The organism is Shewanella sp. 1CM18E (assembly GCF_023161665.1).
Taxonomy (GTDB): domain Bacteria; phylum Pseudomonadota; class Gammaproteobacteria; order Enterobacterales; family Shewanellaceae; genus Shewanella.
In genome coordinates this window covers 36,929-60,458 of record NZ_JALNTW010000024.1, presented here as the reverse complement: position 1 = coordinate 60,458, position 23,530 = coordinate 36,929, and the positions used below count along the sequence as shown (strand labels likewise).

Annotated in this window: 21 protein-coding genes; 10 read left to right on the top strand and 11 right to left on the bottom strand. The window is 44.0% G+C overall.

Features of this window, described 5'->3' with window-relative positions; genetic code table 11:
* Nucleotides 1–113: 113 nt before the first annotated feature.
* From cydC to MSG37_RS20350, 4 genes are all read right to left on the bottom strand, one after another.
* Nucleotides 114–1,853, bottom strand: coding sequence for a cysteine/glutathione ABC transporter ATP-binding protein/permease CydC (cydC, locus tag MSG37_RS20365; RefSeq protein ID WP_248472560.1), 1,740 nt, complete (start codon nt 1,851–1,853; stop codon nt 114–116).
* Complete coding sequence (cydD, locus tag MSG37_RS20360) at nt 1,853–3,661, bottom strand: cysteine/glutathione ABC transporter permease/ATP-binding protein CydD (protein ID WP_248472558.1); 1,809 nt, start codon at nt 3,659–3,661, stop codon at nt 1,853–1,855. Before cydD ends, cydC begins: the two co-directional genes overlap by 1 nt.
* A gap of 351 nt (nt 3,662–4,012) precedes the next feature.
* Complete coding sequence (locus tag MSG37_RS20355) at nt 4,013–4,354, bottom strand: DUF3622 domain-containing protein (RefSeq protein ID WP_248472557.1); 342 nt, start codon at nt 4,352–4,354, stop codon at nt 4,013–4,015.
* 201 nt (nt 4,355–4,555) lie between these two features.
* The gene (locus MSG37_RS20350; RefSeq protein ID WP_248472555.1) at nt 4,556–4,756 is read right to left on the bottom strand and encodes a DUF3565 domain-containing protein; all 201 of its coding nucleotides are present in this window, start codon (nt 4,754–4,756) and stop codon (nt 4,556–4,558) included.
* A gap of 410 nt (nt 4,757–5,166) precedes the next feature.
* On the opposite strand from MSG37_RS20350, the gene MSG37_RS20345 reads away from it, so the two are divergent.
* Nucleotides 5,167–6,711 (top strand): DEAD/DEAH box helicase, encoded by a 1,545-nt coding sequence (locus tag MSG37_RS20345; RefSeq protein WP_248472553.1) that lies wholly within the window; start codon nt 5,167–5,169, stop codon nt 6,709–6,711.
* A 474-nt stretch (nt 6,712–7,185) separates the two neighbouring features.
* Here MSG37_RS20345 and dbpA read toward each other — a convergent pair whose 3' ends face one another.
* From dbpA to MSG37_RS20330, 3 genes are all read right to left on the bottom strand, one after another.
* Nucleotides 7,186–8,562 (bottom strand): ATP-dependent RNA helicase DbpA, encoded by a 1,377-nt coding sequence (gene dbpA, locus MSG37_RS20340; protein ID WP_248472566.1) that lies wholly within the window; start codon nt 8,560–8,562, stop codon nt 7,186–7,188.
* A gap of 412 nt (nt 8,563–8,974) precedes the next feature.
* Nucleotides 8,975–9,685: a DUF3313 domain-containing protein gene (locus MSG37_RS20335; RefSeq protein ID WP_248472551.1), complete on the bottom strand. Its 711-nt coding sequence runs from the start codon at nt 9,683–9,685 to the stop codon at nt 8,975–8,977.
* A 127-nt stretch (nt 9,686–9,812) separates the two neighbouring features.
* The gene (locus MSG37_RS20330; protein ID WP_248472549.1) at nt 9,813–10,022 is read right to left on the bottom strand and encodes a YheV family putative zinc ribbon protein; all 210 of its coding nucleotides are present in this window, start codon (nt 10,020–10,022) and stop codon (nt 9,813–9,815) included.
* 153 nt (nt 10,023–10,175) lie between these two features.
* On the opposite strand from MSG37_RS20330, the gene MSG37_RS20325 reads away from it, so the two are divergent.
* Both MSG37_RS20325 and MSG37_RS20320 read left to right on the top strand, forming a co-directional pair.
* Nucleotides 10,176–12,092, top strand: a complete 1,917-nt coding sequence (locus MSG37_RS20325) for an ABC transporter ATP-binding protein (protein WP_248472547.1) — start codon at nt 10,176–10,178, stop codon at nt 12,090–12,092.
* Between the two features lie 91 nt (nt 12,093–12,183).
* A complete protein-coding gene (locus MSG37_RS20320; RefSeq protein ID WP_248472546.1) occupies nt 12,184–12,648 on the top strand; it encodes a TIGR02444 family protein in 465 nt (154 codons plus the stop codon).
* A gap of 87 nt (nt 12,649–12,735) precedes the next feature.
* Here MSG37_RS20320 and MSG37_RS20315 read toward each other — a convergent pair whose 3' ends face one another.
* Entirely contained in the window at nt 12,736–14,322 is a 1,587-nt protein-coding gene (locus MSG37_RS20315) for a GMC family oxidoreductase (protein WP_248472544.1), read from the bottom strand.
* Between the two features lie 42 nt (nt 14,323–14,364).
* Nucleotides 14,365–14,880 (bottom strand): TAT leader-containing periplasmic protein, encoded by a 516-nt coding sequence (locus MSG37_RS20310; RefSeq protein ID WP_248472542.1) that lies wholly within the window; start codon nt 14,878–14,880, stop codon nt 14,365–14,367.
* Between the two features lie 182 nt (nt 14,881–15,062).
* Between MSG37_RS20310 and MSG37_RS20305 the strand changes: the two genes are divergently transcribed.
* From MSG37_RS20305 to MSG37_RS20295, 3 genes are all read left to right on the top strand, one after another.
* Nucleotides 15,063–16,043, top strand: coding sequence for a hydrolase (locus MSG37_RS20305; RefSeq protein WP_248472541.1), 981 nt, complete (start codon nt 15,063–15,065; stop codon nt 16,041–16,043).
* Nucleotides 16,037–16,297 carry a YheU family protein gene (locus tag MSG37_RS20300; protein WP_248472539.1) on the top strand — a complete coding sequence of 87 codons (261 nt, stop codon included), beginning with the start codon at nt 16,037–16,039 and terminating at the stop codon, nt 16,295–16,297. Before MSG37_RS20305 ends, MSG37_RS20300 begins: the two co-directional genes overlap by 7 nt.
* A 159-nt stretch (nt 16,298–16,456) precedes the next feature.
* A complete protein-coding gene (locus tag MSG37_RS20295) occupies nt 16,457–17,344 on the top strand; it encodes a phosphoribulokinase (protein WP_248472537.1) in 888 nt (295 codons plus the stop codon).
* Nucleotides 17,345–18,142: 798 nt separating this feature from the next.
* Here the strand turns inward: MSG37_RS20295 and MSG37_RS20290 are convergent.
* The gene (locus MSG37_RS20290; protein WP_248472564.1) at nt 18,143–18,907 is read right to left on the bottom strand and encodes a tetratricopeptide repeat protein; all 765 of its coding nucleotides are present in this window, start codon (nt 18,905–18,907) and stop codon (nt 18,143–18,145) included.
* A gap of 468 nt (nt 18,908–19,375) precedes the next feature.
* On the opposite strand from MSG37_RS20290, the gene crp reads away from it, so the two are divergent.
* The 4 genes from crp (at nt 19,376) to MSG37_RS20270 (ending at nt 22,537) form a co-directional block, all read left to right on the top strand.
* Nucleotides 19,376–20,011, top strand: a complete 636-nt coding sequence (gene crp / locus MSG37_RS20285; protein WP_012156707.1) for a cAMP-activated global transcriptional regulator CRP — start codon at nt 19,376–19,378, stop codon at nt 20,009–20,011.
* A gap of 83 nt (nt 20,012–20,094) precedes the next feature.
* A complete protein-coding gene (locus MSG37_RS20280) occupies nt 20,095–20,430 on the top strand; it encodes a hypothetical protein (protein ID WP_248472536.1) in 336 nt (111 codons plus the stop codon).
* A gap of 110 nt (nt 20,431–20,540) precedes the next feature.
* Nucleotides 20,541–21,215, top strand: coding sequence for a response regulator transcription factor (locus MSG37_RS20275; RefSeq protein WP_248472534.1), 675 nt, complete (start codon nt 20,541–20,543; stop codon nt 21,213–21,215).
* Nucleotides 21,212–22,537 carry an ATP-binding protein gene (locus tag MSG37_RS20270; RefSeq protein WP_248472532.1) on the top strand — a complete coding sequence of 442 codons (1,326 nt, stop codon included), beginning with the start codon at nt 21,212–21,214 and terminating at the stop codon, nt 22,535–22,537. Before MSG37_RS20275 ends, MSG37_RS20270 begins: the two co-directional genes overlap by 4 nt.
* A gap of 75 nt (nt 22,538–22,612) precedes the next feature.
* Here MSG37_RS20270 and MSG37_RS20265 read toward each other — a convergent pair whose 3' ends face one another.
* Nucleotides 22,613–23,410, bottom strand: a complete 798-nt coding sequence (locus tag MSG37_RS20265; protein WP_248472531.1) for a DUF1338 domain-containing protein — start codon at nt 23,408–23,410, stop codon at nt 22,613–22,615.
* Nucleotides 23,411–23,530: the final 120 nt, after the last annotated feature.

Here is a 23,530-nt window from a genome sequence, read left to right as displayed (position 1 = left end):
CATTAAACGTACTTCAGGCAAAGCCTAATTGATGATAACCACCTACTGAAGTAGGTGGTTTAGGGCTGAAAACAAAATGCCCAGTCATTGACTGGGCTTTTGCGTAAATGAAGCTAAGCTAAGCGTTTAAATAAACTTGCGTAGTAAGCATCACTCGCCAGTAATTCGGCATGGCTACCACTAACGCGGATTTCACCTTGCTCCATTAAATGAATACTATCCATCTTGTTCATGGCTGTTAATCTATGGCTGATCATTAGCATGGTTTTGTCAGCGGCAAACTCAAACAATAAACGCAAAATCTCACGCTCTGTGCGTTTGTCTAAGCCCTCTGTAGGCTCATCTAACAATAAGATAGGAGCATCTCGCAGTAGCGCTCTAGCCACGCCGATACGGCGCTGTTCACCACCTGATAACTGGCGACCGCCCTCACCCAACCACATATCTAATGGCTTATCAGCTTGTAGTAAGCTTTGTAGCCCAACTTTTTCAAGCACGGCAATGAGCTTATCATCATCTTTTCGGGTAAAGCCTGTTATAGCCATGGCTAAGTTGTCACGCAGCGTGCCGCTAAACAGGTAAATACGCTGACTCACTACCGACATAGACTGACGCAATTGTTGCTCGCTATACTCAGCAGCATCACGACCATCGATGCGCACTTGCCCCTTATTCGGTAACCACTCACGCGTCAGCAACGATAACAGGCTTGATTTACCGCAACCCGTTTGCCCGAGTAAGGCAACTTTTTGCCCTGTAGCAATCTCAAGGTTTAAGCCATTGAGTACCTTTTGCTTGTCGCTGTAACCAAACTCAATATTACTAAAGCTAATATTACCAGCGCTTACATCGCGACATTCACCATTTGCAAAAGTCACACTAGGTGCTTGCTCAACCACTTCATTGAGCCGCGTCGCTGCAGCAGTGCAAGCCGATAAGTGTTGGAATGCCCCCGCTAACGGCATCATCATTTCAATGGTCGCCATGGTTAAAAATACAATCATCGCAAGTCTTGGCCCAGGCGGTACCGAGGTGCCAACACCCGATGCAGCAAGATACAACATCAACAATACCGCAAAACCATGGCATAAAATCAAACATGCTTGGCTCAGTGCTGTGACTCGATTCATCGCATTTTGGCTGTTGATCATCGCGGTTTGCGCTTGCTCTATGCGTGTTCTATAAGCCTGCTGCGCGCCAAACAAGGTAATCTCGGCTTGACCTTGAATATATTCCAGCACTTGAACCCTAAGTGCACGCTTGGTCTCTAGTTGTGCCATTCCCGGCTTACGGCCAAGAAAATAGAAAGTCGTTGGCAATAAGATCCATACCGCTAACAGTACAGAACATAGTGTGCGGGCCAGTTCAACATCAAAGTGACCGACAAAAAAGTACAGTGCAATCATCATTAACAGTGATGCTGCAAGCGGGGTAATCAAACGTAAATACAGGTGATCTAAAGTATCAATATCGGCAACCAAGCGATTAAGCAAATCGCCTTGGCGCACGCCTTGAAGATTCTTAGCGCTTAATGGTAGTAACTTGTTCCACACCCAGCAGCGCAGATCGGTTAACAAACTGAAAGTAGCCTCATGGGTCGCAAGACGCTCACCATAACGGCTTGCGGTGCGCACTATCGATAAAAAGCGCACCCCCCCAGCGGGCGTAAAGTAATTAAACATTTGCGCCGACATCACGGTTAAACCTGCGACTGCTGTGGCCGATAAAAACCAACCTGATAGCGATAATAGCCCGATACCGGCCATCAGAGTTGTGACGCTTAAAAATAGGCCGATGAACATCATAAAAGCTTGGCTTTTAAAGCGTTTGATATAGGGAAATAGTGCTCTCATTACTTGTCTCCCTCTGGCTGGTTATTTGCCTGCGCTGCGGGCTCAAGGTCAAATTCACTCACACTACTTGCTTCATCGAGCATCTGTTTAAACGTGCCTTCTTGTTCAAGCAATACTGCATAACTGCCTTGCAGCACTAGTGCGCCTTTATCGATAACTAAAATGTTATCCATAGCGCTTAAACTTTCGAGTCTATGGGTCACCATTATGCAGGCTTTACCTTGCATCGCAGTTGTCAGTGTAGCTTGTACCGCTTGCTCGCTTAAGCTGTCTAAACTCGCTGTAGGTTCGTCAAGAACAAATAGCGACGCTTGCTGGGCTAATGCTCGAGCCAATGCAATACGCTGCGCTTGCCCCACCGACAAGCCTGCGGTTTGCTCTTGAATTGGGTAATCCAGCCCCAGAGCTTGCTGCTCAACAAAATCAACAATCTGCGCTTTGGTCAGTAACGCCATAATCTGCTCATCGCTAAGCTCACGCCCCATCGCGACGTTGTCTCTAAGCGTGCCATGGAACAATTGTGGCTCTTGACCTAACCAAGCTAGATGCTGGCGCCAATCACTTGCTGATAAGTCCTTAAGCTCAGTGCCCGCTATTAACAGTTGGCCTTGATAAGGTAAAAAACCCAGCAAAGCGTTGAGTAAACTCGTTTTGCCAGCACCACTAGGGCCAACAACGGCAACATGCTCATTTGCACCGATTTGAAAACTAATAGGCCCGAGCAACAAACTGCCATCTAGGCTGTACACCGATAAATCCTTAGCTTCTATCGTTACCGCGCCATCCACTAACTTATCACCACCAACCTGCTCTGTAGGGTGATCAAGTAGTGCCATTAACTCTTCTGCAGCGCCAATCGCCTGCGCTTTAGCGTGATAGTGAGTGCCCATATCACGTAGTGGCTGATAAAACTCAGGGGCTAAAATCAGTACAAAAAGACCAGTGAACAAACTGATTGGTGCGCCATAGTGGCCAAAGTCGAGGTGGTGTAGGTAACTAAAACCGAAGTAAACCGCCATAACGGCAATCGACACCGCCGCAAAAAACTCCAGTACAGCGGAACTTAAAAATGCCATGCGCAGTACAGCCATTGTACGTTCACGGAATTCTTCAGAGGCCTTTTTGATCACTCTGGCTTCTTTCTCGCCCTGATTAAACAACTTAAGCGTCGATAGCCCTTTAAGCCTATCCATAAAATGGCCGCTTAAACGAGCTAATGCGCTAAAGTTTTTACGATTAGCATCAGCAGCGCCCATGCCAACCAAAATCATAAACATAGGAATAAGTGGCGCAGTGGCAAGTAGAATGAGTCCAGCAGCCCAGTTAATCGGGAAAACAGCGACCAAGATGATTAAAGGAATAAATCCAGCAAGTACAACTTGTGGTAGGTAACGAGCATAAAAGTCTTGCAGATCTTCTACTTGCTCAAGCACTATGCTGGCCCAGCTGCCTGCGGGTTTGCCTTTGATAAATGCAGGCCCTAATAGCGCAAGCTTGTCGAGCACTGCGGCGCGCATCTCTACTCTGAGTTTGGCACCCGCTTGAAAGCTGGCACGCTCACGAGCAAATGCCAATATACCGCGAACAATAGTCAGTGCTAACAGCGCCCAGAAATGATTAATAAAATCACTCTTTGGCAGTTCATCAATGATAATCCCTTGTAAAACCGTGGCAATTAACCATGCCTGACACATCAGACTTAGCCCGGTTAACACTCCGAAAAAAACTGACAAATTCAAATAAAAGCCACAGGCTTTCTTTTGCAGCTTTAGCCATTTAGTAAGTTTTTTTTCTACTGTTTTATCCATGTTATTCCAGACTAACGACAACAAGAGGGTGAGTTTGCAACTGCGCGTGACTTTAGCAAAAGTCCATGCTCTAAAGACTTTATCGACTGATGTAAGTTCAATCTCTTAAACTTACCAAAGACGAATAAAACACAATATCATTGCAGTATCGCAGGCATTAATCGCAGAATAAAACAACAATGCTGTAAATGTTATCGGACTCACAAAAATTGAGCTAGATCAATAAATCGCAGCCCACTAAACACACTGAGATATAAACTTAACACATAAAAAAACCGCAATAAGCTAGGCTCACTGCGGTTTATCAATATGTTTAGTGCTTACTAAAACAAATTCTCTTGATTTAAGAGATTAACCCTCTGAGTCAGACTCATAATCTAGGTTATCTTCATCAAAATCTGATGATTTGCTTGGACGTGCATTGCGCCATGCATCAGCAGCAAGCTCTTTAGCGTCAGCAGCTTCATTACGCTCTTCACGTGCTTTAGCTTTACGCTCGTTACGCTTAATCAAGTTTTCTAAGAATGATTTAAGCTCAGTTTCGCCCCAAGCTTGTGCTTCAGCTTCAGTGGCAAAGCCTTTCTTTGCTTTAGAAACAACAATCTTTCTTGCAGTTTGGCGACGAGTAATTTGGCCAGTCCAAGTTGCGCCATCAGCAACTACGCGAAAATCATACTTCTTAGTTTGTGTCATGTTACTTTTTATCCTAACAATAATGCTAATACTTGAGCTAAACCGGCTATCAACATAAGGCCGCTATTATTAAATAGCCAACTCGATATCGTTATAGCAAAGCTCAATCGATACGCAAGACCAACACCCTAAGTATCACTCTCACGTTCATAATTCTGTTTCTAAATCGCTCAGTAATGATCACCTGAATCATCACGCAATTTATTCCACTTCCAAATCTCGTTCACACAGCTTGCAGCCCAGATTATAACCTAGCATGGCGTCTCTGCCTTGCTGACTGGTTACCCAAATTCGTATCTCCCAAGGGGGACGATGACGAACATGCTGCGAATGACCGCAAGACAAATTAGCAACCCAATGATCTTCATCATCTTTATGATAACTAACGATAGGTTGTTGCATGGCAAACCGCCGAAATAGGTAGCAATATACCTAGATTTTGCTGGTGAAAATTGGAAGATGAACTTTCAGGGGCGCGAGATTAACACGTGCAGCGCTGAAACAACATCTTTTAATCGACCAAAAATCACACAATCGATAATTTTTTGCAAAATTAATCAATTTATCTCGATAACAATAATCAATCAGGCCTGTTTCTGCATCGAGCAAATGGAGTTACCTTGGTTAACTGCCATACTCTATATAGTCAGCAATGCAATGGATATGCGGTTTATTTAGCAACTGATTGTTTATTAATTAGCGCTTTCTAGGCAGATCCTGTAAGCTGCACGGCCGCCAGCATCAGCAGGCCCCCTTAAACCGCTGCCAGTCGTACTTTAGCGCCTATTTAGCAGCCGAAACGAGACCTATCTATGAGTTTTGCCTCACTGGGCCTATCAGCCCAAATTTTGAAAGCCGTTGCCAATAAAGGTTATGACACTCCTTCGCCTATCCAAGCACAAGCTATTCCGGCCGTGTTAGAAGGCAAAGACGTCATGGCTGCTGCGCAGACCGGTACGGGTAAAACAGCTGGCTTTACCTTGCCACTGTTAGAGCTACTTTCAAAAGGCAATAAAGCATCAGCAAAACAAGTACGTGCTTTGGTATTAACACCAACACGTGAACTTGCAGCTCAAGTAGGTGAAAGCGTAGAAACTTATGGTAAAAATTTACCATTAAAATCAGCAGTGGTTTTTGGTGGTGTCGGTATTGGCCCACAAATTACTAAACTTAATCGTGGTGTTGATATTTTAGTGGCAACCCCAGGACGTTTACTTGACCTATACAACCAACGTGCGTTGAGCTTTAGCCAGCTTGAAGTGTTAGTGCTTGATGAAGCTGACCGCATGTTAGATATGGGCTTTATTCACGACATTAAAAAGATTTTGGCGGTATTACCAGCCAAGCGTCAAAACTTGATGTTTTCAGCCACTTTCTCTGACGAGATCCGTCAGTTAGCTAAAGGGCTTGTAAATAACCCTGTTGAGATCTCTGTTACCCCACGTAACGCAACAGCCAATACCGTTCAACAGTGGATCTGCCCTGTTGATAAAGGCCAAAAAGCCGCTGTATTAGTTAAACTGGTTAAGCAAAATAACTGGCAACAAGTACTGGTATTTAGCCGAACTAAGCACGGTGCTAACCGTCTTGCAAAAAACCTTGAAGCTAAAGACATTACTGCAGCAGCAATTCACGGCAACAAGAGCCAAGGTGCAAGAACCAAAGCCTTGGCTGACTTCAAAAGCGGTGCCGTTCGTGTACTAGTCGCTACTGACATTGCTGCACGCGGCCTTGATATTGACCAACTACCACAAGTGGTTAACTTTGATCTACCAAACGTGCCTGAGGATTATGTACATCGTATTGGCCGTACTGGTCGTGCGGGCGCATCAGGCCATGCAGTATCACTTGTTGGTGATGAAGAAATTAAACTATTACGTGACATTGAGTTACTGATCAAGCAGAACTTAGAGCGCCGCGTAATCGAAGGTTTTGAGCCGACTTATCACCTACCAGAGACTGATCTTACTGGTAAATCTCATGGGCAAAACAAAGGTCCACGTAATGGCGGTGGCCAAGGTCGTGGCAATGGCCGCTCACGTAGCCCGAATAAAGGGGCTAACTCTGGTGGAGCTAGCAATAAGTCAGCGAACCCACGTCGCCAAGGTAATAACCAAGGCGGTCAAAATGCTGCGGCTAAAACAGAGCACAGAGATGGTCAACGTAGCGGTGAAATGACACGCGGCCACCAGCCAAGCGCAGACTCTCAGCCAAGCAAACCTAGACGCCAACGTCGACCGAATGCAGGCAATAACTCAGCTTCAACTCAAGGTAAGCCTTCTGGCCAACGCCGCCCTAATCCTAATAGAGCGAATAATGGCAACCGAGCTGCCAACAAGCCAAGTAACAATAGCTAAGCATTGAGTATCAATTAGATATCAAGGCCTCAAATGACCTTGATATCTGAATTCGTAGTTTAAGAGCATTTGCCATAAATGTTCCAGACACAAATACCAAGGCTAACCATCCATTTCTCTTGATATAAGAGCTCTTGGCATAAGTGTTCCAGACATAAATACCAAGGCTATCCATCCATGGGCCTTGGCATAAGTGTTCCAGACACAAATACCAAGACTAATCATCCATGACTCTTGATATAAGAGCCTTGGCATAAGTGTGCCAGACACAAATACCAAGGCTAACCATCCATTTCTCTTGATATAAGAGCTCTTGGCATAAGTGTTCCAGACACAAATACCAAGGCTAACCATCCATGGGCCTTGGCATAAGTGTTCCAGACACAAAAAAGCAGCGCTTTGGCGCTGCTTTTTTATCGCTAATAGCTATAAGGAAACTCAACCTCGTTGAGCCTCCACGCTAACAAACTCTGCTTAACGTAGTTCCCAAGCGCGGTATGAACGGCCTTTTAACTTACCGTTAGTAATTTTATGTAGGGCTTTTTTAGCCACTTTGCGGTTAACCGCCACATAAGATCGCATATCAGTAATTTTGATCTTACCCACTTCACAACCTTGAATGCCATCTTCACCAGTTAACGCACCTAAGATGTCTCCTGGACGTAATTTCTGCTTTTTACCGCCATCAATTTGTAGCGTTGTCATTACTGGCTGCACAGGAAAAGTATCTAGCAAGTGCTCTGATGGCAGCGCTTCATTGACGATATCACGCTCTAAATAATCTTCTAGTAACGCAATTTTGTAGCCATCTTCATCATTATAGAAAGTATGCGCAGAACCTTTACTACCGGCACGACCAGTACGACCGATACGGTGAATATGCACTTCAGTATCGTAAGCAACGTGGTAGTTAATTACTGCATCTAGGGCATCGATATCTAAACCACGAGCTGCTACGTCAGTGGCAACCATGATAGACACACTCTTATTAGCAAACTGCAATAAGGTTTGATCGCGATCGCGCTGCTCAAGATCGCCATGCAGTGCAACCACGCTAAAGCCATCGTTTTTCAATTGCGCTGCAACGTCTTTGGTTTCACGCTTAGTATTACAAAACACTACCGCACTTTCAGGGCGGTATTGCAGTAATAATAATTTAAGCGCTCGCATGCGATCGTTATTATTACCCACTTCGTAAAAGTGCTGCTCAATACTGCTCGTTGCATGAGTTGAAGCCACTTTAACCATTACCGGCTTGAACATAATCTTGTCGGCAATCGACTGGATCTGCTCAGGGAAAGTCGCACTAAATAGCAACGTCTGACGCTCTATTGGCATGCGCTCCATAATGCCTTCAAGTTCAACTTGAAAGCCCATCTCTAACATACGATCCGCTTCATCAAGCACTAAAGTATGTACGTTTTCTAAATCTAAGCGGCCGCGATCTAAGTGATCAATAATACGGCCCGGTGTACCAACGATAATGTGTGCGCCGTGCTCTAGAGAACCAATTTGCGGCCCCATAGGTACACCACCACAAAGGGTTAGTACTTTTATATTGTGGATACCACGCGCAAGGGTGCGGATCTCTTTAGCAACTTGATCGGCAAGCTCTCGAGTTGGACATAAAACCAAAGACTGAATGCGAAAACGCTTAACGTCTAGTTTATGCAATAAGCCCAAGCCAAACGCAGCAGTCTTGCCTGAGCCAGTCTTACCTTGACCAATCACATCTTCGCCATTAAGAATCGCCGGTAAGCTTTGCGCTTGAATAGGGGTCATCGAGTCATAACCCATAGTTTTTAGGTTATCTAGCAGCTCAGTCTTAAGGTTAAGGCTTGAGAACGGCACTTGGTCATCGGTATTTGGGACTGTTTGAGTCAAAGTATCTTTCCTAAGTATGCACTGCTGGTTAGGGCGGTTTTCCCTATAGGACTCGATACCTAGCTAAGGCTCATCAAATCTCGTGTTGCAGTGATAAAATCATGGTGACAAGACTCCAAATTATCTGGAGTAAAAGTTGTCGTTTGCTATCGCTATAAATTATAGCGCGCTATTGTAGCAGTTATTCTTTTAGTTGCAGCATGCTCAATAAAGGATAACTGATAAATATATTGCTACCGTTAAATTTTTGCGATTTCTAATCCGGTCTATCTTTCATCAACCACGATTATCCTTGGGTAACAGAAGTCGCCGACATAAAAAAGCTGACCATATTAGTCAGCTTTTATGCTTGTTTGATATAAACCAGCTGTTTAAGCGCTTACAATTTCTCTCCCCGCAGAGTGACGCCTAAACGCTCAACCCACCAGTCAACGGCATCTTTTGCGTCATCGGTTGAATCAATCATAGTGCCAAGATCTTTACTGCCCGCTTTACGATCTATCACTGCCACAATCGGCTGGCCGCTATTAGCGTCACTTATCATCAGCTCGATAGTCGCACTACCCACATTAGTGTGCTCACCGGTTACTACTTTTGAGATGCTAGAGATCCCCAGACCAAAAGGCAGAATACTGCTGGTTACCGCTAGGATCGGGTTTGGAGTTTCAATATTGGTTAAAGCAACACTCACTCTAAGTGTTTTTTCGCTTGGTTGCTTATCGTCAGCTTGCTGTAACTGTTCAGGCTCAATCAGCTTAAAACGTTTACCGGCTTTAAGCTTAATTTGGCCCACTAGATAGCGCGATACTTCAACAATGTCTTCTTGATCTAGATTGTCGTAGCGGGTTTTATCATCTAACACTAACCAAGCTTGGTCGACAATCACATTATCGTATCCACTTAGAATGGCATTAAGATCACTAACACTTTTAATTTTTGGCTGCGCCCAAACTAAATCACTACCGCCTGCAGGACCTGGGCGAAAATCTTCAAACGTACTAAACATTTGCGAATTTCGGTAATCTTGAATGGTGCCACAGCCGGTTAGTAGCAGGGTTAAGCTCAGCAAAAAGATACGTGTTGCAGTCATGGTCGTTACTCACTGGTGGTAGTGCTAGCTTTACCGCCAGCATTTAATGAGCAAATTTTACACTAGCATCCAAACCAAATACAGCAAAATACACAACTGTGTACAAACTAATATTAAGATGAGTGGTTTAATCAGGTGTAAACACACCAATTACTGCGCCAGAGGCTTTTTTAGCAACTTTCGCTTCAGTTTGTTGCTCACGATAATCACAATCAACGCACTCTACGGTTTCGATACCATTTTCTTTAAACAATACGATTGACTCTTTAGCGTGACACTTTGGACATTTAGCGCCAGCAACAAATCGCTTTTTCACTTTTTTAGTTGTTATTGTCATGATTCAAATTCCTATCCTTATTCGGTCAACATTTTGCCATAAAAGTCGGCTTATGACCGCACTTTTATGGTCTACGCCATAGAAGTAACTATGGGTTCTGGGCTATCATCACTCCCCAATATTTGCTACTTCTCTGACTTAAAGCCGACTTAAATGATCACCATCACTCAAGCTCAACTCGTTCGTGGCTCGAAAACCTTGCTCGATGAAACCTCATTAACTGTTTATCCGGGGCATAAAGTCGGTCTAGTCGGCGCTAATGGCAGCGGCAAATCTTCTTTACTTGCCTTAATTATGGGCAAAATCAGCCTAGATAAAGGCGATTTTAGTATGCCGAGCGGCTGGCAAATTGCCACTGTTGCTCAGGAAACACCTGCGTTAGAAGTCTCTGCCATTGAATACGTTATTGATGGTGATACCGAATACCGCGAACTTGAAACTCAGCTGCATGCAGCTCAAGATGCAGATGATGGTCACAACATTGCTTTGCTTCACGGCAAAATTGATGCGATTGGCGGCTATGCGATTCATTCTCGCGCCGCAAGTTTGTTAGCTGGCTTAGGCTTTAGCGAACAAGAGCAAAGCAACCCAGTTAAGAGCTTTTCTGGTGGTTGGCGTATGCGCCTTAACTTAGCCCAAGCGCTGTTGTGCCGCTCAGATCTACTGCTTCTCGATGAGCCAACCAACCACTTAGACTTAGATACCATGTATTGGTTAGAAGGTTGGATTAAAGCTTATCAAGGTACACTAATCCTTATCAGTCACGACCGCGACTTTATTGATGGCATTGTCGACGAAATTGTTCATGTAGAAAACACTAAGCTCAACTACTACAAAGGTAACTACACCTCGTTTGAGCGTGTACGTGCTGAGCGTATGGCTCAGCAGCAAGTGGCCTTTGAACGCCAACAAAAAGAACGTGCACATATGCAGTCTTTTGTTGACCGCTTCCGCTATAAAGCCAGTAAAGCTAAACAAGCACAAAGCCGTTTAAAAGCCCTTGAGCGTATGACAGAGCTATTGCCGTCTCAAGCTGATAGCCCATTTCACATGGCCTTTAGAGAACCTGAAGCACTGCCAAACCCACTTGTTACTATGGAGCAAGTGTCGATTGGTTATGGCGAAACCGAAATTCTAAAAAAGGTGCACCTAAACTTAGTCCCAGGTGCACGCATTGGTTTGCTTGGCCGTAATGGCGCAGGTAAATCAACCTTGGTAAAACTGCTTTCTGGTGAGTTATCACCAATGAAAGGTAAGTATGAAACCAACCCTGGACTCAACATTGGCTATTTTGCGCAGCACCAACTTGAGTTTCTCAGCCTAGATGACTCACCATTGCAGCATTTAGTGCGTCTTGCTCCTAACGCTAGAGAGCAGGAGTTACGTAATTTCTTAGGCGGTTATGGTTTTAATGGTGATATGGCTCTTGCACCTGTGAGACCATTCTCTGGTGGTGAAAAAGCCCGTTTAGTATTAGCGTTACTTGTATGGCAACGCCCTAACCTATTGCTACTTGATGAGCCAACCAACCACTTAGACTTAGAGATGCGTCATGCGTTGACCATGGCTTTGCAAACTTTTGAAGGTGCGATGATTATCGTATCGCACGATAGACACCTATTGCGCTTAAGCTGCAGCGACTACTATTTAGTCGATCAAGGTGAAGTGAATAGCTTTGAAGGTGATCTTGATGATTATCATCAATGGTTACTCGATGCTGCCAAAGCTGCTGGCAAAGTAGAAGAAGACCCTGATGCTAGCAAGCCAGTGCAAGATAAGAAATTGCAAAAACGCTTAGAGGCTGAGCTTAGACAAAAGCTATCACCACTTAAAAAGGTGCAAACTAAGCTTGAAAAAGAGCAGCAAAAAGCCAATGACCGCCTAAAAGAGCTAGAAGAAATGCTAGCAGATACCAGTCTTTATGATGCTGATAACAAGGCGAAATTGACGCAAGTACTTGCTGAGCGCACCACCTTGACTCAAGGGCTTGAAGAAAGCGAAATGGAGTGGCTTGAGATCCAAGAAGAGATCGAAAATATTGAACAAAGCGTGCGCGCTGAAGTCTTATAAATATCTATAAAGGGAAGCATGGCTTCCCTTTTTGTTAGCTTGCTTACCCTCTTAAGAGCAAGTATTTCAATATAAACAGGACCGCTAACCTATGACATTACCGGGTCGTTTTAATGCCAATTTTTACCACAGCCTTTGGCAAGATTGTGATGCCATTTATATGCAGCACCAAGCAAGCTTGTTAGCACTGCAAGATGACCACCAGCTCAATGTAAATCTATTATTGTTAGCCATTTGGCTCGATAGCCATCACCAATTACTCGCCTCATCAGATTGGCAGCAGCTACAACAAAGCCTGTTAGAGTGGGAACAAAGGCTATTATTGCCTTACCGCAGGCTAAGACGCTTAAGTAAAGCCGCGCTTGAACAAGCTGAATATCAACAAATGTTAGATGTAGAGCTCATGCTGGAGCATAAGTCGCAAGCAAAAATCCTTGCAGCCCTAAAATCCATGATTTTAGACGAGGTAAATCCAGCTAAACCCGATAGCAATTTTAGTCGTTACTTAGCTTTATTTAACCTCAATAGCCAAGATTATTGCGAACTAATTCAGTAGCGAGTAGTAATATCAGAGCTAATGACCAAACGATATAAAAAGGCGAGCTATGCTCGCCTTTTTGCCAATATCAAACACCACAGCAACTTAAGCCGTTAGCTTTTCAGCAAGACGAGTGGCGTTTCTAGCGGTGATACCGTAAATAGATAATTGCGGATTCGCCCCTAAGCTGGTTGGAAATATTGAACCATCCATTACAGATAAATTTTCAAAGTAATGGGATTCACCATAGCTATTTACCATAGATAACTTAAGGTCTTCACCCATTGGGCAACCGCCCATTACATGCGCTGAGGCCACAACGGTTTTTAACGGCGCTAAATCCATTTCAGCAATGGCTTTTTTAGCTTCATTCCAGCTTGATAAGTAAGGCATGCCCTCACTAATAGGCAATACCTGCTGAGCACCTGCTGCAAATTGCAATTCAGCCATACTGGCATAGGCACGGCGCGCTGCACGCCAAAATGCATCGGTTAGCGGATAATCTAAGGTACTAGCGTTATCCGTCAGCCTAACTTGACCACCTTGGCTGTTTTCATGGTAGCCATCACGTACCAAAGCGATAGTCACCTGTAACTGATTAAACTTCTCCATCAGCTCTGCATGACTTTTGCCATAACCTATGGTTTTTGAAGCGATTAAGATTGGGTGAATAGGTGGAACTTCCAGCTTATAACCGAGTTCGCCATCGGCGCCATCTTGCCAAACAAACTCATCAGAATAGATCGACTGCGGCGCGCCGCTATGCCCATTAATCGGATCGGCAAAAACAGCGCCACTCAATAATGTAGGATGCAAAAAGGTGCGCTTACCGATTATTTCATGTGGATCTGGCAATTTAGAGCGCAGCATGATTGTCGGCGTATGAATTGCACCTGCAGCCAAAATGTAATGCTTGGCTTTAAACATAACTTCAATCGCTAATGGCTTCATATTGTCATCAACAGCTTGGGCCTTAACCGCAAAGATTTTATCCTTGTGGTGCTCAAGCTTTACCACTTTTGCTTGGCTCACAAGTGTTGCGCCAGCTGCAAGCGCTGTAGGGATCGTTGTCACTAACATGGATTGCTTGGCATTAACCGGGCAGCCCATGCCGCAGTATCCCGTATTCCAACAGCCTTTCACATTACGTTTAATAACTGTGTATTGCCAACCTAACTGCTCACAGCCTTGCTTTAACGCCTGATTATTACGGTTAGGTGCATAGGCCCACTCACTGATATTCAGCCGCTGCTCCATTTTCTCAAACCAAGGCTCGAGTTCAGCTTTTGATAAACCTTGTACCGATTTAGCTTGCGCCCAATATGCTAACGCAGGCTCAGGAGTACGAATAGAAGTGGTCCAATTAACGGTTGTTGAACCACCGACCGCGCGACCTTGAAAGATCCCTATCGCTTTGTCAGTGGTTTTCATGCCAGCGGCTTGCTGATATAGATCTGGATAAGCGCGGCGCTCTTCCATATTGAAGTCACTAGAGGATTTAAGCGGCCCGCCTTCAACGATGATCACCGATAAGCCTGCTTGGGTGAGAACCTCAGCCGCCACTCCACCACCGGCGCCACTGCCCACTATCACAACGTCGGCTTCTAAAGTTTGGCTTTCGGTGAGCTTAGCCGCATTAATATGTGCCCAGCCAGAGTCGACACCAGCTTTAATCGGATCTTTAATAGCCATAGTCGATTGCCTTATTGCTCATCTCGTTTGCTCTGATATGCATTATTTCATGTCCTCGAGAAAGCTTGGCTTAGCATAGTGTAAACGGCTCCAGTGCTCAGGGCTTGAGTAGTAGCTTGCCATTACCAACTCTCGCAGGCCTTGATAGGCTGTGACCATAAGATCAAGATAACTTGTTCGCCAACTTTGTAGCATATCAACCAGCTCAGATTGATTGCGCATCATTAATGGAGTCACGCTACCCGTTAAGATCAGTAAACCTAAACGACCCTCGAGCATTTCAAATAACTGCTCAAGCTCTGCTTTAGTATCGAGTGGAAGAATGGAGATAGTGTGCTCTATAGCATCTAAGGTTCGATGAAGCGCATCACGCTTAAGTGCGGCTACATCAGGTAAAGCCCCATCTAAAAATACAGGCAATAACACACTCAACAACAACCTATGATTGTTATCGAGTTCCTTATTCACGCCAATATCATCTGCAGAGTAATAATTTACTCCCAGTGCTAAACAGGCCGTTCCCGCTATAGCGGTTGTGATAAAAGTACGTCGTTCCATCGCGTCCTCTATTGCTTATTGTTACGCGATTGGGCAGCGCAACCTTGTCTCTCATCATACCGTTTTTACGGCACTTACAACTGGAAACAATCTCAACAAAATTCAAGATTTCATTCTATGTTACACTCTGCAGACAATAACAATTAAACACACGTTTTAATTTTCAGCAATAGTCAATTATTATGAGCCAACAATTTTCACCACCTTGGTGGGCTAAAAACCCCCACGTGCAAACGATTCTTCCAGTACTGACTAAAGTGGACAGACCTGTCCTGCAACGCGAGCGTTTAGAGCTTGCTGATGGCGACTTTATTGATCTCGATTGGCAAGGCAGTCCACAAGCAAATCAAGCTATTTTGGTGATTATTCACGGCCTAGAAGGCAGCGCTGAATCCCACTATGCCAGGCGGATTTTAGCAGCGAGCAAGGCGTTAGGTTTATGCAGCGTTGTGCACCACCACCGTAGCTGCTCTGGTGAGTTAAATCGCCTTGCTCGAGGTTATCACAGCGGCGACACTCAAGATCTTCAAACCACGCTTGAGCACATAAAAGCTAAATATCCTCATAATCGTTTGCTCGCTGTTGGTTATAGTCTTGGCGGCAATGTATTAGTTAAATACCAAGGTGAGCAGCGGGATTCGAGCTTAGTTGATAAAGCCGTTGCGATTTCAGCACCGCTGCAGCTTGGCTCTTGTGCAAATCGTCTTGAGAAAGGCTTTTCCAAGGTCTATCAAAGCTACTTGATTAAGCAGCTGCAACAAAAGATGCGCGGCAAGGTCGCTAAGCCTGATTTACAGCCGTTAATGCCAATCAATCATGGCGATATTGATGAGCTGACAACCTTTTATGCGTTTGATGACAAAGTCACTGCACCACTGCACGGCTTTAGTGGTGTTGATGATTATTACACTCGTGCCAGTGGCATGCCCTACCTAAGCCGCATAGCTAAACCGACACTGGTGATCCACGCCAAAGACGATCCCTTTATGACTCCTGCGGTTATCCCTTCGCGAGACCAGCTATCAGAGCATGTACAATACGAGCTTCATGAGAATGGCGGCCATGTTGGTTTTATTAATGGCGGTAGCCCGTGGCGACCTAAGTATTATCTCGAACAACGTATCTTATCTTTTTTAACTTCATTGGAAGCACCTGTATGTTAGTCCCCTATGAGTCGCTTGCGCAGCTCCCTAGTGACACGTTTGACAACCTTATTAAAGAGTACCTTATCAGCCAAGTTGAAGATGGCAGTTTTTCTGGTGAAGGCGAGCACAGTATGGAGCGCGCTATTTTGCAATGCAAAGCCGCGCTAAAGCAGGGCATTTTAGTAGTTGAGTTCAGCGAAGAAGATGAGTCGATTGGTATTCGACGTAAAGAAGATATTGTTATTCAAGAATATCAGCAGGACCAATGGTAAATGATATAAAGCTGCTCTTGGCTTAGGCGCAGATTGACCTAAGCCGAGTGAAGCCGTATAAATGAACATTATTAGCACACGCTTCTTACCTGAATCACTTTAATGCGTCATTAACAGACCCGTGTACAGGTGATAGTTAACTATCTTTTGGGTAAATACATGTCAGCGAAACATCCGATTATTGCAGTCACGGGCTCCTCTGGAGCGGGCACAACCACGACAACGACTGCATTCAACCATATTTTCAGACAACTTGGTATCAACGCCGCAATCGTTGAAGGTGATAGCTTTCACCACTATACCCGCCCTGAAATGGCAGTGATGATCCGTAAGGAAAAGACAGAAAATCGTAACATCAGTTATTTTGGCCCAGAAGCGAATGACTTTAACCGTCTCGAACAGTGCTTTAGTGATTATGGCAACACCGGCCAAGGGGAAACCCGCGCCTATTTGCACACGTTTGATGAGGCTGTGCCATTTAACCAAATGCCCGGCACTTTTACTCAGTGGCATCCATTACCTGAAAACACCGACATGCTTTACTATGAAGGCTTACATGGCGGTGTAGTCACTGATGACTGCAACGTGGCGCAACATGTCGACCTGCTTATTGGTATGGTGCCAATTGTAAACCTTGAGTGGATCCAGAAGATTATTCGCGATACTTCGGAACGTGGCCACAGTCGTGAAAAAGTGATGGATTCAATTGTGCGCAGTATGGACGACTACATCAACCATATGACGCCGCAGTTCTCGCGCACTCATATCAACTTTCAGCGTGTCCCCACAGTAGATACCTCTAACCCTTTTAGTGCCAAAAGTATCCCTAGTTTAGATGAAAGCTTTGTGGTCATTCGCTTTCGCGGAATTAACAATGTCGACTTTCCTTATTATCTCAGCATGATCCAAGGCTCGTTTATGTCTCGAGTGAATACTATGGTTGTGCCAGGCGGAAAGATGTCATTAGCAATGGAACTGATTTTAACGCCTTTGGTAAAAGACTTGATGGATAAACGTATTCAGCTGCTTTCACCAGAAAGTGAATAAAACAGGGTTAATTTAGCCAGGCTTAAGATTAGTTTAAGCCTAAATAGGTAGACTTCAGTCATCGGGATTTCAGGCGAAAGAACGATAAGTTAGCATTCCCTTGGGAGTGAATTCCCCCATCTTGATCTGTTTGTTTCCTTGGGATTGCTAGCTGACCTAATCTTTATTAAAAACTACAAATGTCCCTTAGTGGCTAAGCTACTACTCTCCCGAAAGTGAATTCCACATCCACGCTTGATCTGTTTGTTTCCTTGGGATTGCTAGCTGACCTAATCATAAAAAACTGCAACATCACGCTGTTTGTCTATCTTACTGACTAAGTCACTGCATTCCCAAAAGTGAATTCCGCATCCACGCTTGCTCTGTTTAGCTTCCGTGGGATTGCTAACTGACCTAATCACTGTTTATTTCCAAATTCATCTGCTATTTAACTCGCCAAAGAGTAAATTCCACATCTATGCTTGCTCTGTTTGTTTCCTTGGGATTACTAGCTGACCTAATTTTTATTAAACACAGCAAAAATCACACAGCTTGTTTCACGCAACTACCAATCTCCTAACTAACACACCCTAGAGTGAATTCCGCATCCATACTTAATATCTTATTCCTTTTAGCATTCACGCGTGCCATATACATCCCTCATATAAAAAACCACACACCTTCTAAATGAGCTCTACCTTAGAACTGTTTCTAGCGGCTAGACATAAAAAAAGCCCCTGCGTAGAGGAGCTTGATTATCTAGTGTCAATCGCACTATGGGTTATGAGCGCGATTAGCCATCAAGTTTATTTAATGAAACTAGTTAGGCGATAATGGCAATATTTCACGATAAGGTTCAGAGTTCTGATAAGTTTTTAAACGCTGTTTAAACTCAGCAGATTTACTTTTATCAGCACTTAACTTTAACGCTTTAATCGCTTTTAACTGCGTAGATATGGCTGCATCGAAATTGCCGATTTCGGCGTAGGCAGCAGCAAGATTATCTAAGTTCGTTGGGTCTTGCCTATCACTTTCAAGTAAAGTTAAAGACAACTCTAATGCTTTATCACCGTTGCGGTACTGCGCTTCAGGGCAAGTAGCTAATATCCACGCTACGTTCCCCAGTGATACCTCATCACCCACGGTATTAAATTGTTCAACAGCTTTACCGCAATTGCGCTCAACACCTTCTCCACCCGCGGCGTAAATAAAGCCAAGTCTGAAATTAGCCCACTTATGTCCTTGCTTGCTAAGCTCGCTATACCATTGCTCAGCAGTTGATAAATTACGCTCAATCAGGCTACCTTCGAACGATAAGTCAGCCATTGTTTGTTGTGCTTTGACATGCCCAGCACTAGCAGCTGCTGTTACCCATTTTGCACCAAGTTCTCGATTTTGTTCAATATAACGGCCGGATAGATACATAAGGCCTAGTAAATATTGAGCATCTGCATCACCTTGCGCAGCTTTAAGTTGAATATGAGCGGAGCGGCTCGCTTCTTGTGCACCTTTTGGCTGTGGAATCGAAAATGCGCTAGCAGCTTGGCTAAATGCCAAACAAAAGACCACTACAGTATTTAAAATCCAAGGTCTATTACTCACAACTGCCTCCAAGTACTCAAAAGTAACTCAAATCTAGGGTACGGCTACTTCACGTATTATTTTAGTTTTACCCAAGTTAGCCAGAAAACACTCAAAATGTCGAGTGTAAATCACTCGCTTTCGTTAATGAGAATCATTATTATTGACAAGCTTCAAATTTCTGCATATTTAATGCACGTATAATTAAGCTGCTGTAATCACCAAAACTAACAGCACTTTAAACAAGATGTGATACACGCCTAATTGTGAGTGCAACAATGACCCTTAGTGGCGGATTCAGTTGACTTATATCACTAATGTATCAGAATACACTATATAAATGGTTATTCACCTTTAGACTTGAGTCGAACTAAAGTAAGACTCTTATCAAGGTTTTAATAGCTTAATTGACGTAAGATACTTAATTAGCATATTCTTACTTTTAATGTAAATCAGCCGAGGAACATAGGCATGGCTCTGATTGGAAAGCCAAAACCAGATCCGACTTTGGAATGGTTTTTATCACACTGTCACATTCATAAATATCCAGCCAAAAGTACTTTGATCCACGCTGGTGAAGATTCAGATACCCTTTACTACATCGTTAAAGGCTCTGTAGCAGTCTTGATTAAAGACGAAGAAGGTAAAGAGATGATTCTTTCTTACCTTAACCAAGGCGACTTTATCGGTGAGCTTGGCCTGTTCGAAGAACAAGCTGAACGTACTGCGTGGGTTCGTGCTAAACAAGCTTGTGAAATTGCAGAAATTTCTTACAAGAAGTTCAAGCAGCTAATCCAAGTAAACCCAGAAATCTTGATGAAGCTTTCTTCTCAGATGGCGTACCGTCTGCACAGCACAAGTCAAAAAGTGGGCGACCTAGCCTTCCTAGACGTTGCTGGAAGAATTGCACAAACATTGCTTCACCTTGCTAAGCAACCAGATGCGATGACACATCCAGATGGCATGCAAATCAAGATCACTCGTCAAGAGATTGGCCAAATCGTTGGTTGTTCTCGTGAAACAGTTGGCCGTATCTTAAAAATGCTTGAAGAACAAAATCTTATTCAAGCTCACGGTAAAACAATTGTAGTTTACGGAACCCGATAAGCCAGTATTAAGCTCGGTTTAAGACAGCTTCTATAAAGTGGCCTGAGATTATCTCAGGCCATTTTTTTTATTAGGAGTTCAGCGTGAAAATAGCATTTTACTTATGCCTTTTGACTGCGATGCTACACCTGCCTACAGCATTAGCTAATCAAAAAATTGAAATTCAGCATTACGAAGCGCAAAGCTTGGTAAGTAGCGGTAAAATTCTATCTCTCGATGTAACCCTGACAAGCATTCAAGCTATGTGTCATGGCAAGCTAATTGATGCCCATTTATATCAAGACCAAGGCGACTGGCGCTACGAGATCCAAATCCGCACTAACAGTGGCCTGCTAGTGGAGCTATTACTTGACGCCAGCACAGGGCAACTTGCCCAACCTACTCGACTCCCGGCCAGCTGTAATGCTGAAACGCTGTAATAATAACGTTAAAAATCAAATCTAGTTGCACCGCAAAGCCATTTTTGAGTTAACATGAATTTATGATGTAAATCGCCAGTCAGTTTACACGGCAACATTGAGAGCATTCTATGAAATTACTTCTTGTTGAAGACAACACTTTATTAGTCGAAGAACTCGTTAAACAGCTTAAGCAAGCGGGTTATGTTACTGATACGACTGACAAGGTCAGCGAAGCTGATTACCTCATTAAAGAAACCAATTATGATTGCGTTATCTTAGATATTGGCCTGCCTGACGGTAACGGCTTAGAGTTGCTAGAAAAGTGGCGTGAGCAAGGTATCCATACGCCAGTCATCATGCTAACCGCCCGTAGCCAATGGCATGAAAAGGTCGAAGGCTTTAACTCAGGTGCTGATGATTACCTAGGTAAGCCATTCCACACTCAAGAGCTACTGGTGCGCATTCAAGCGCTTATTCAGCGCGCCCACGGTAAAGCTAACACGCCTAATAAGCAGTTAACTTATGCCGGTGTTGCACTCGATGAAAGCCAGCAATCAGTGACAGTTGGCGAACAAACATTTGAACTCACTGCGATGGAATTTAGATTACTCAAAATCTTCTTAATGTCGCCTAAAAAGCTGTTATCAAAAGCCCAGCTTACCGATAAGCTGTATCAGTTTGATGATGAAAAAGAGAGTAATGTCGTCGAAGTTTACGTGACTCACCTGCGTAAAAAACTTGGCAAAACAGCCATTGAAACTCGCCGCGGACAAGGATATATCTTTCACGGTTTAGCACAATGATATCCATCCGCACCAAGCTAAGCCTGTGGTTAACAGGCTTAGTGGTGATCTCTACCGCTATCGGCATTATCTTTTTCGAGTCAATGCTACGCCAAGCGTTTCACGACTCGATTATTGCCAGACTTCAAGAAGACTTACAGCAAGTCCTACTCGCCACCCATTTAGATGATGGCACTTTCAGAATTGATGAAAATCAGCTATCTAGCTTCTATCGCCCAGTTTATTCAGGCCGTTACTATCAACTCGACCTACCGGAACAAGAGCTAAGATCACGCTCACTATGGGATCAACGCCTTGAAGTTGTCGATTTAGAAAAAGGCGAGACGCGCGCTTGGCAAACTAAAGGCCCGCAGAATCACGATATTCAATTATTATCGATTGGCCTAAAATCTGAGACCTCTGGCCTTAGCGCCACGTTAACCGTTGCCCAAGACTTAAGTATTGGTCGTAAAGTATTTACTGAAGTTTACGGCACTAAGTTTCTGGTCAACCTAGCCATGTTACTTGCCATGATTATGGGGATTTTCTTAGTCTTACGGCAGTCGTTTAAGCCCGTAAACCAAATGAAAGATACCTTGGCGAAACTACGTGAAGGCGAGATTTCATCATTCGATTTAAACTCTATTCCACTTGAATTGCAGCCGCTGGCTAAAAATTACAATGAGTTACTCACCTACTCGAGCAAACAAATTGAGCGTAGCCGTAATAACTTGGGCAATTTAAGCCATGGTCTTAAAACCCCGCTTGCAGTGATGCAGCAACAGGTTGAAGCGCTTTACTTAAAAGAGCCTGAGTCCGCAGAAGCACTGCAAAAACAGCTCGATTTAGTACATAAGATGATTGAGCGCAAACTGGCTGCTGCGCGCATCACGGGTGATATGCTACCTGCTGCGCAAATGCAGTTGCCAAAAGATATCGAAGACTTATCGCAAACACTCAATAAAGTACATCGCACTAAATCAATTCACTGCCGCTTTGATATTCCTAGTGGCATCACTCGTCTGCCGATGCATCGTGAAGACGGTATGGAGCTACTAGGTAACTTACTTGATAACGCTTATAAGTGGGCAAGGTCTGAAATACGCGTTTGTATTAGCCAACATGAGCAGCAGCTAAAGTTAAGTATTGAGGATGATGGCCCGGGTGTGGAAACCGAAGAGCTCGAATTATTAACTCACAGAGGCAAGCGCCTTGACGAGGCGACTATGGGGCATGGCTTAGGCTTATCAATCGTTAAAGATATTGCCGAGCAATATAAGATTGAACTCAAATTTGAACATAGCCAAAGTCTATCGGGGTTGAAAGTGACCTTATTGTTCTAATTCACTGAAGATTGGATCAACCAATAAAAAAACCGGAATCACTTCCGGTTTTTTATATTCAAGGTTAACCAGTGACTAGTTAACGTTGGTGCTTTCGAAAATCTTGTCCGCAGAGGCCGCTACAAAGCCCGTGTAAAGCTCACCGTCTGGTTTAGCATAGCGCAAGGCAAACTCATAAAAACAGCTAGGGATCTCAACCACAGCGTCTGAGAAGCTAACTGAGATCTTGTCAGCCATGGTCGATGATTGCTCAAGCAAAACTTCAGGCGTGCCTTTCACTTCACCGCCTGAAGCGTTCAATACAAAGCCTGCCGCCTTTAGTGCATCGTTAACTTCGAAAATTGTCTCATAACCCGGTAAATGGTTAATCGAAACTGTAAAATGGTTAGCACGATAACCAAATGCTGCAACCCAAGCAGCGTATTCACTTTCAGCTAAAAGCGCTTGATAAGTGTTACTGTCTAGCTCCCAGTGACGACCTGAATATAGGAAGTTATCTGCAGTCGTTGCTACGCTATCAATTTGCTCAATTAAGCCGTTAACCGTTGCTTGCAGCTCATCACTGAACTCTTCAACTAATAACTCTGAGATAAACACTTTTGGTTGCGTGCTATCAGGGTGCTCAAAGTGCTTAGCATTGAGCTTTTTAGCTTCAAACTTATAGTCGCCACATGCAACGTAGCCAATAGACTCGAAATGTGCGGCTAATACTTCAAGATTAACCTTAGCAATATTAAAGGTACGCAGTGCAATATGATCATTGATAATGGCATCACCTTTCGACAATAGCTGATGAACTTTTGCCGCCGATGGCGTCATTTCAATATAGTCTTGCCAAAGTGCTTCAAATAGCGCGTTTACATTCGTGTGCATGATTAACTCCTTTAAGCCTGCGTGCTTGCCTATATATTTTGTTGGTTGGCTGAGCGCACGAGGCGGTACACGTTTTAAAATTACTGCTTGCTTGTTTTATCGTAATAAACAAAAGGGAAG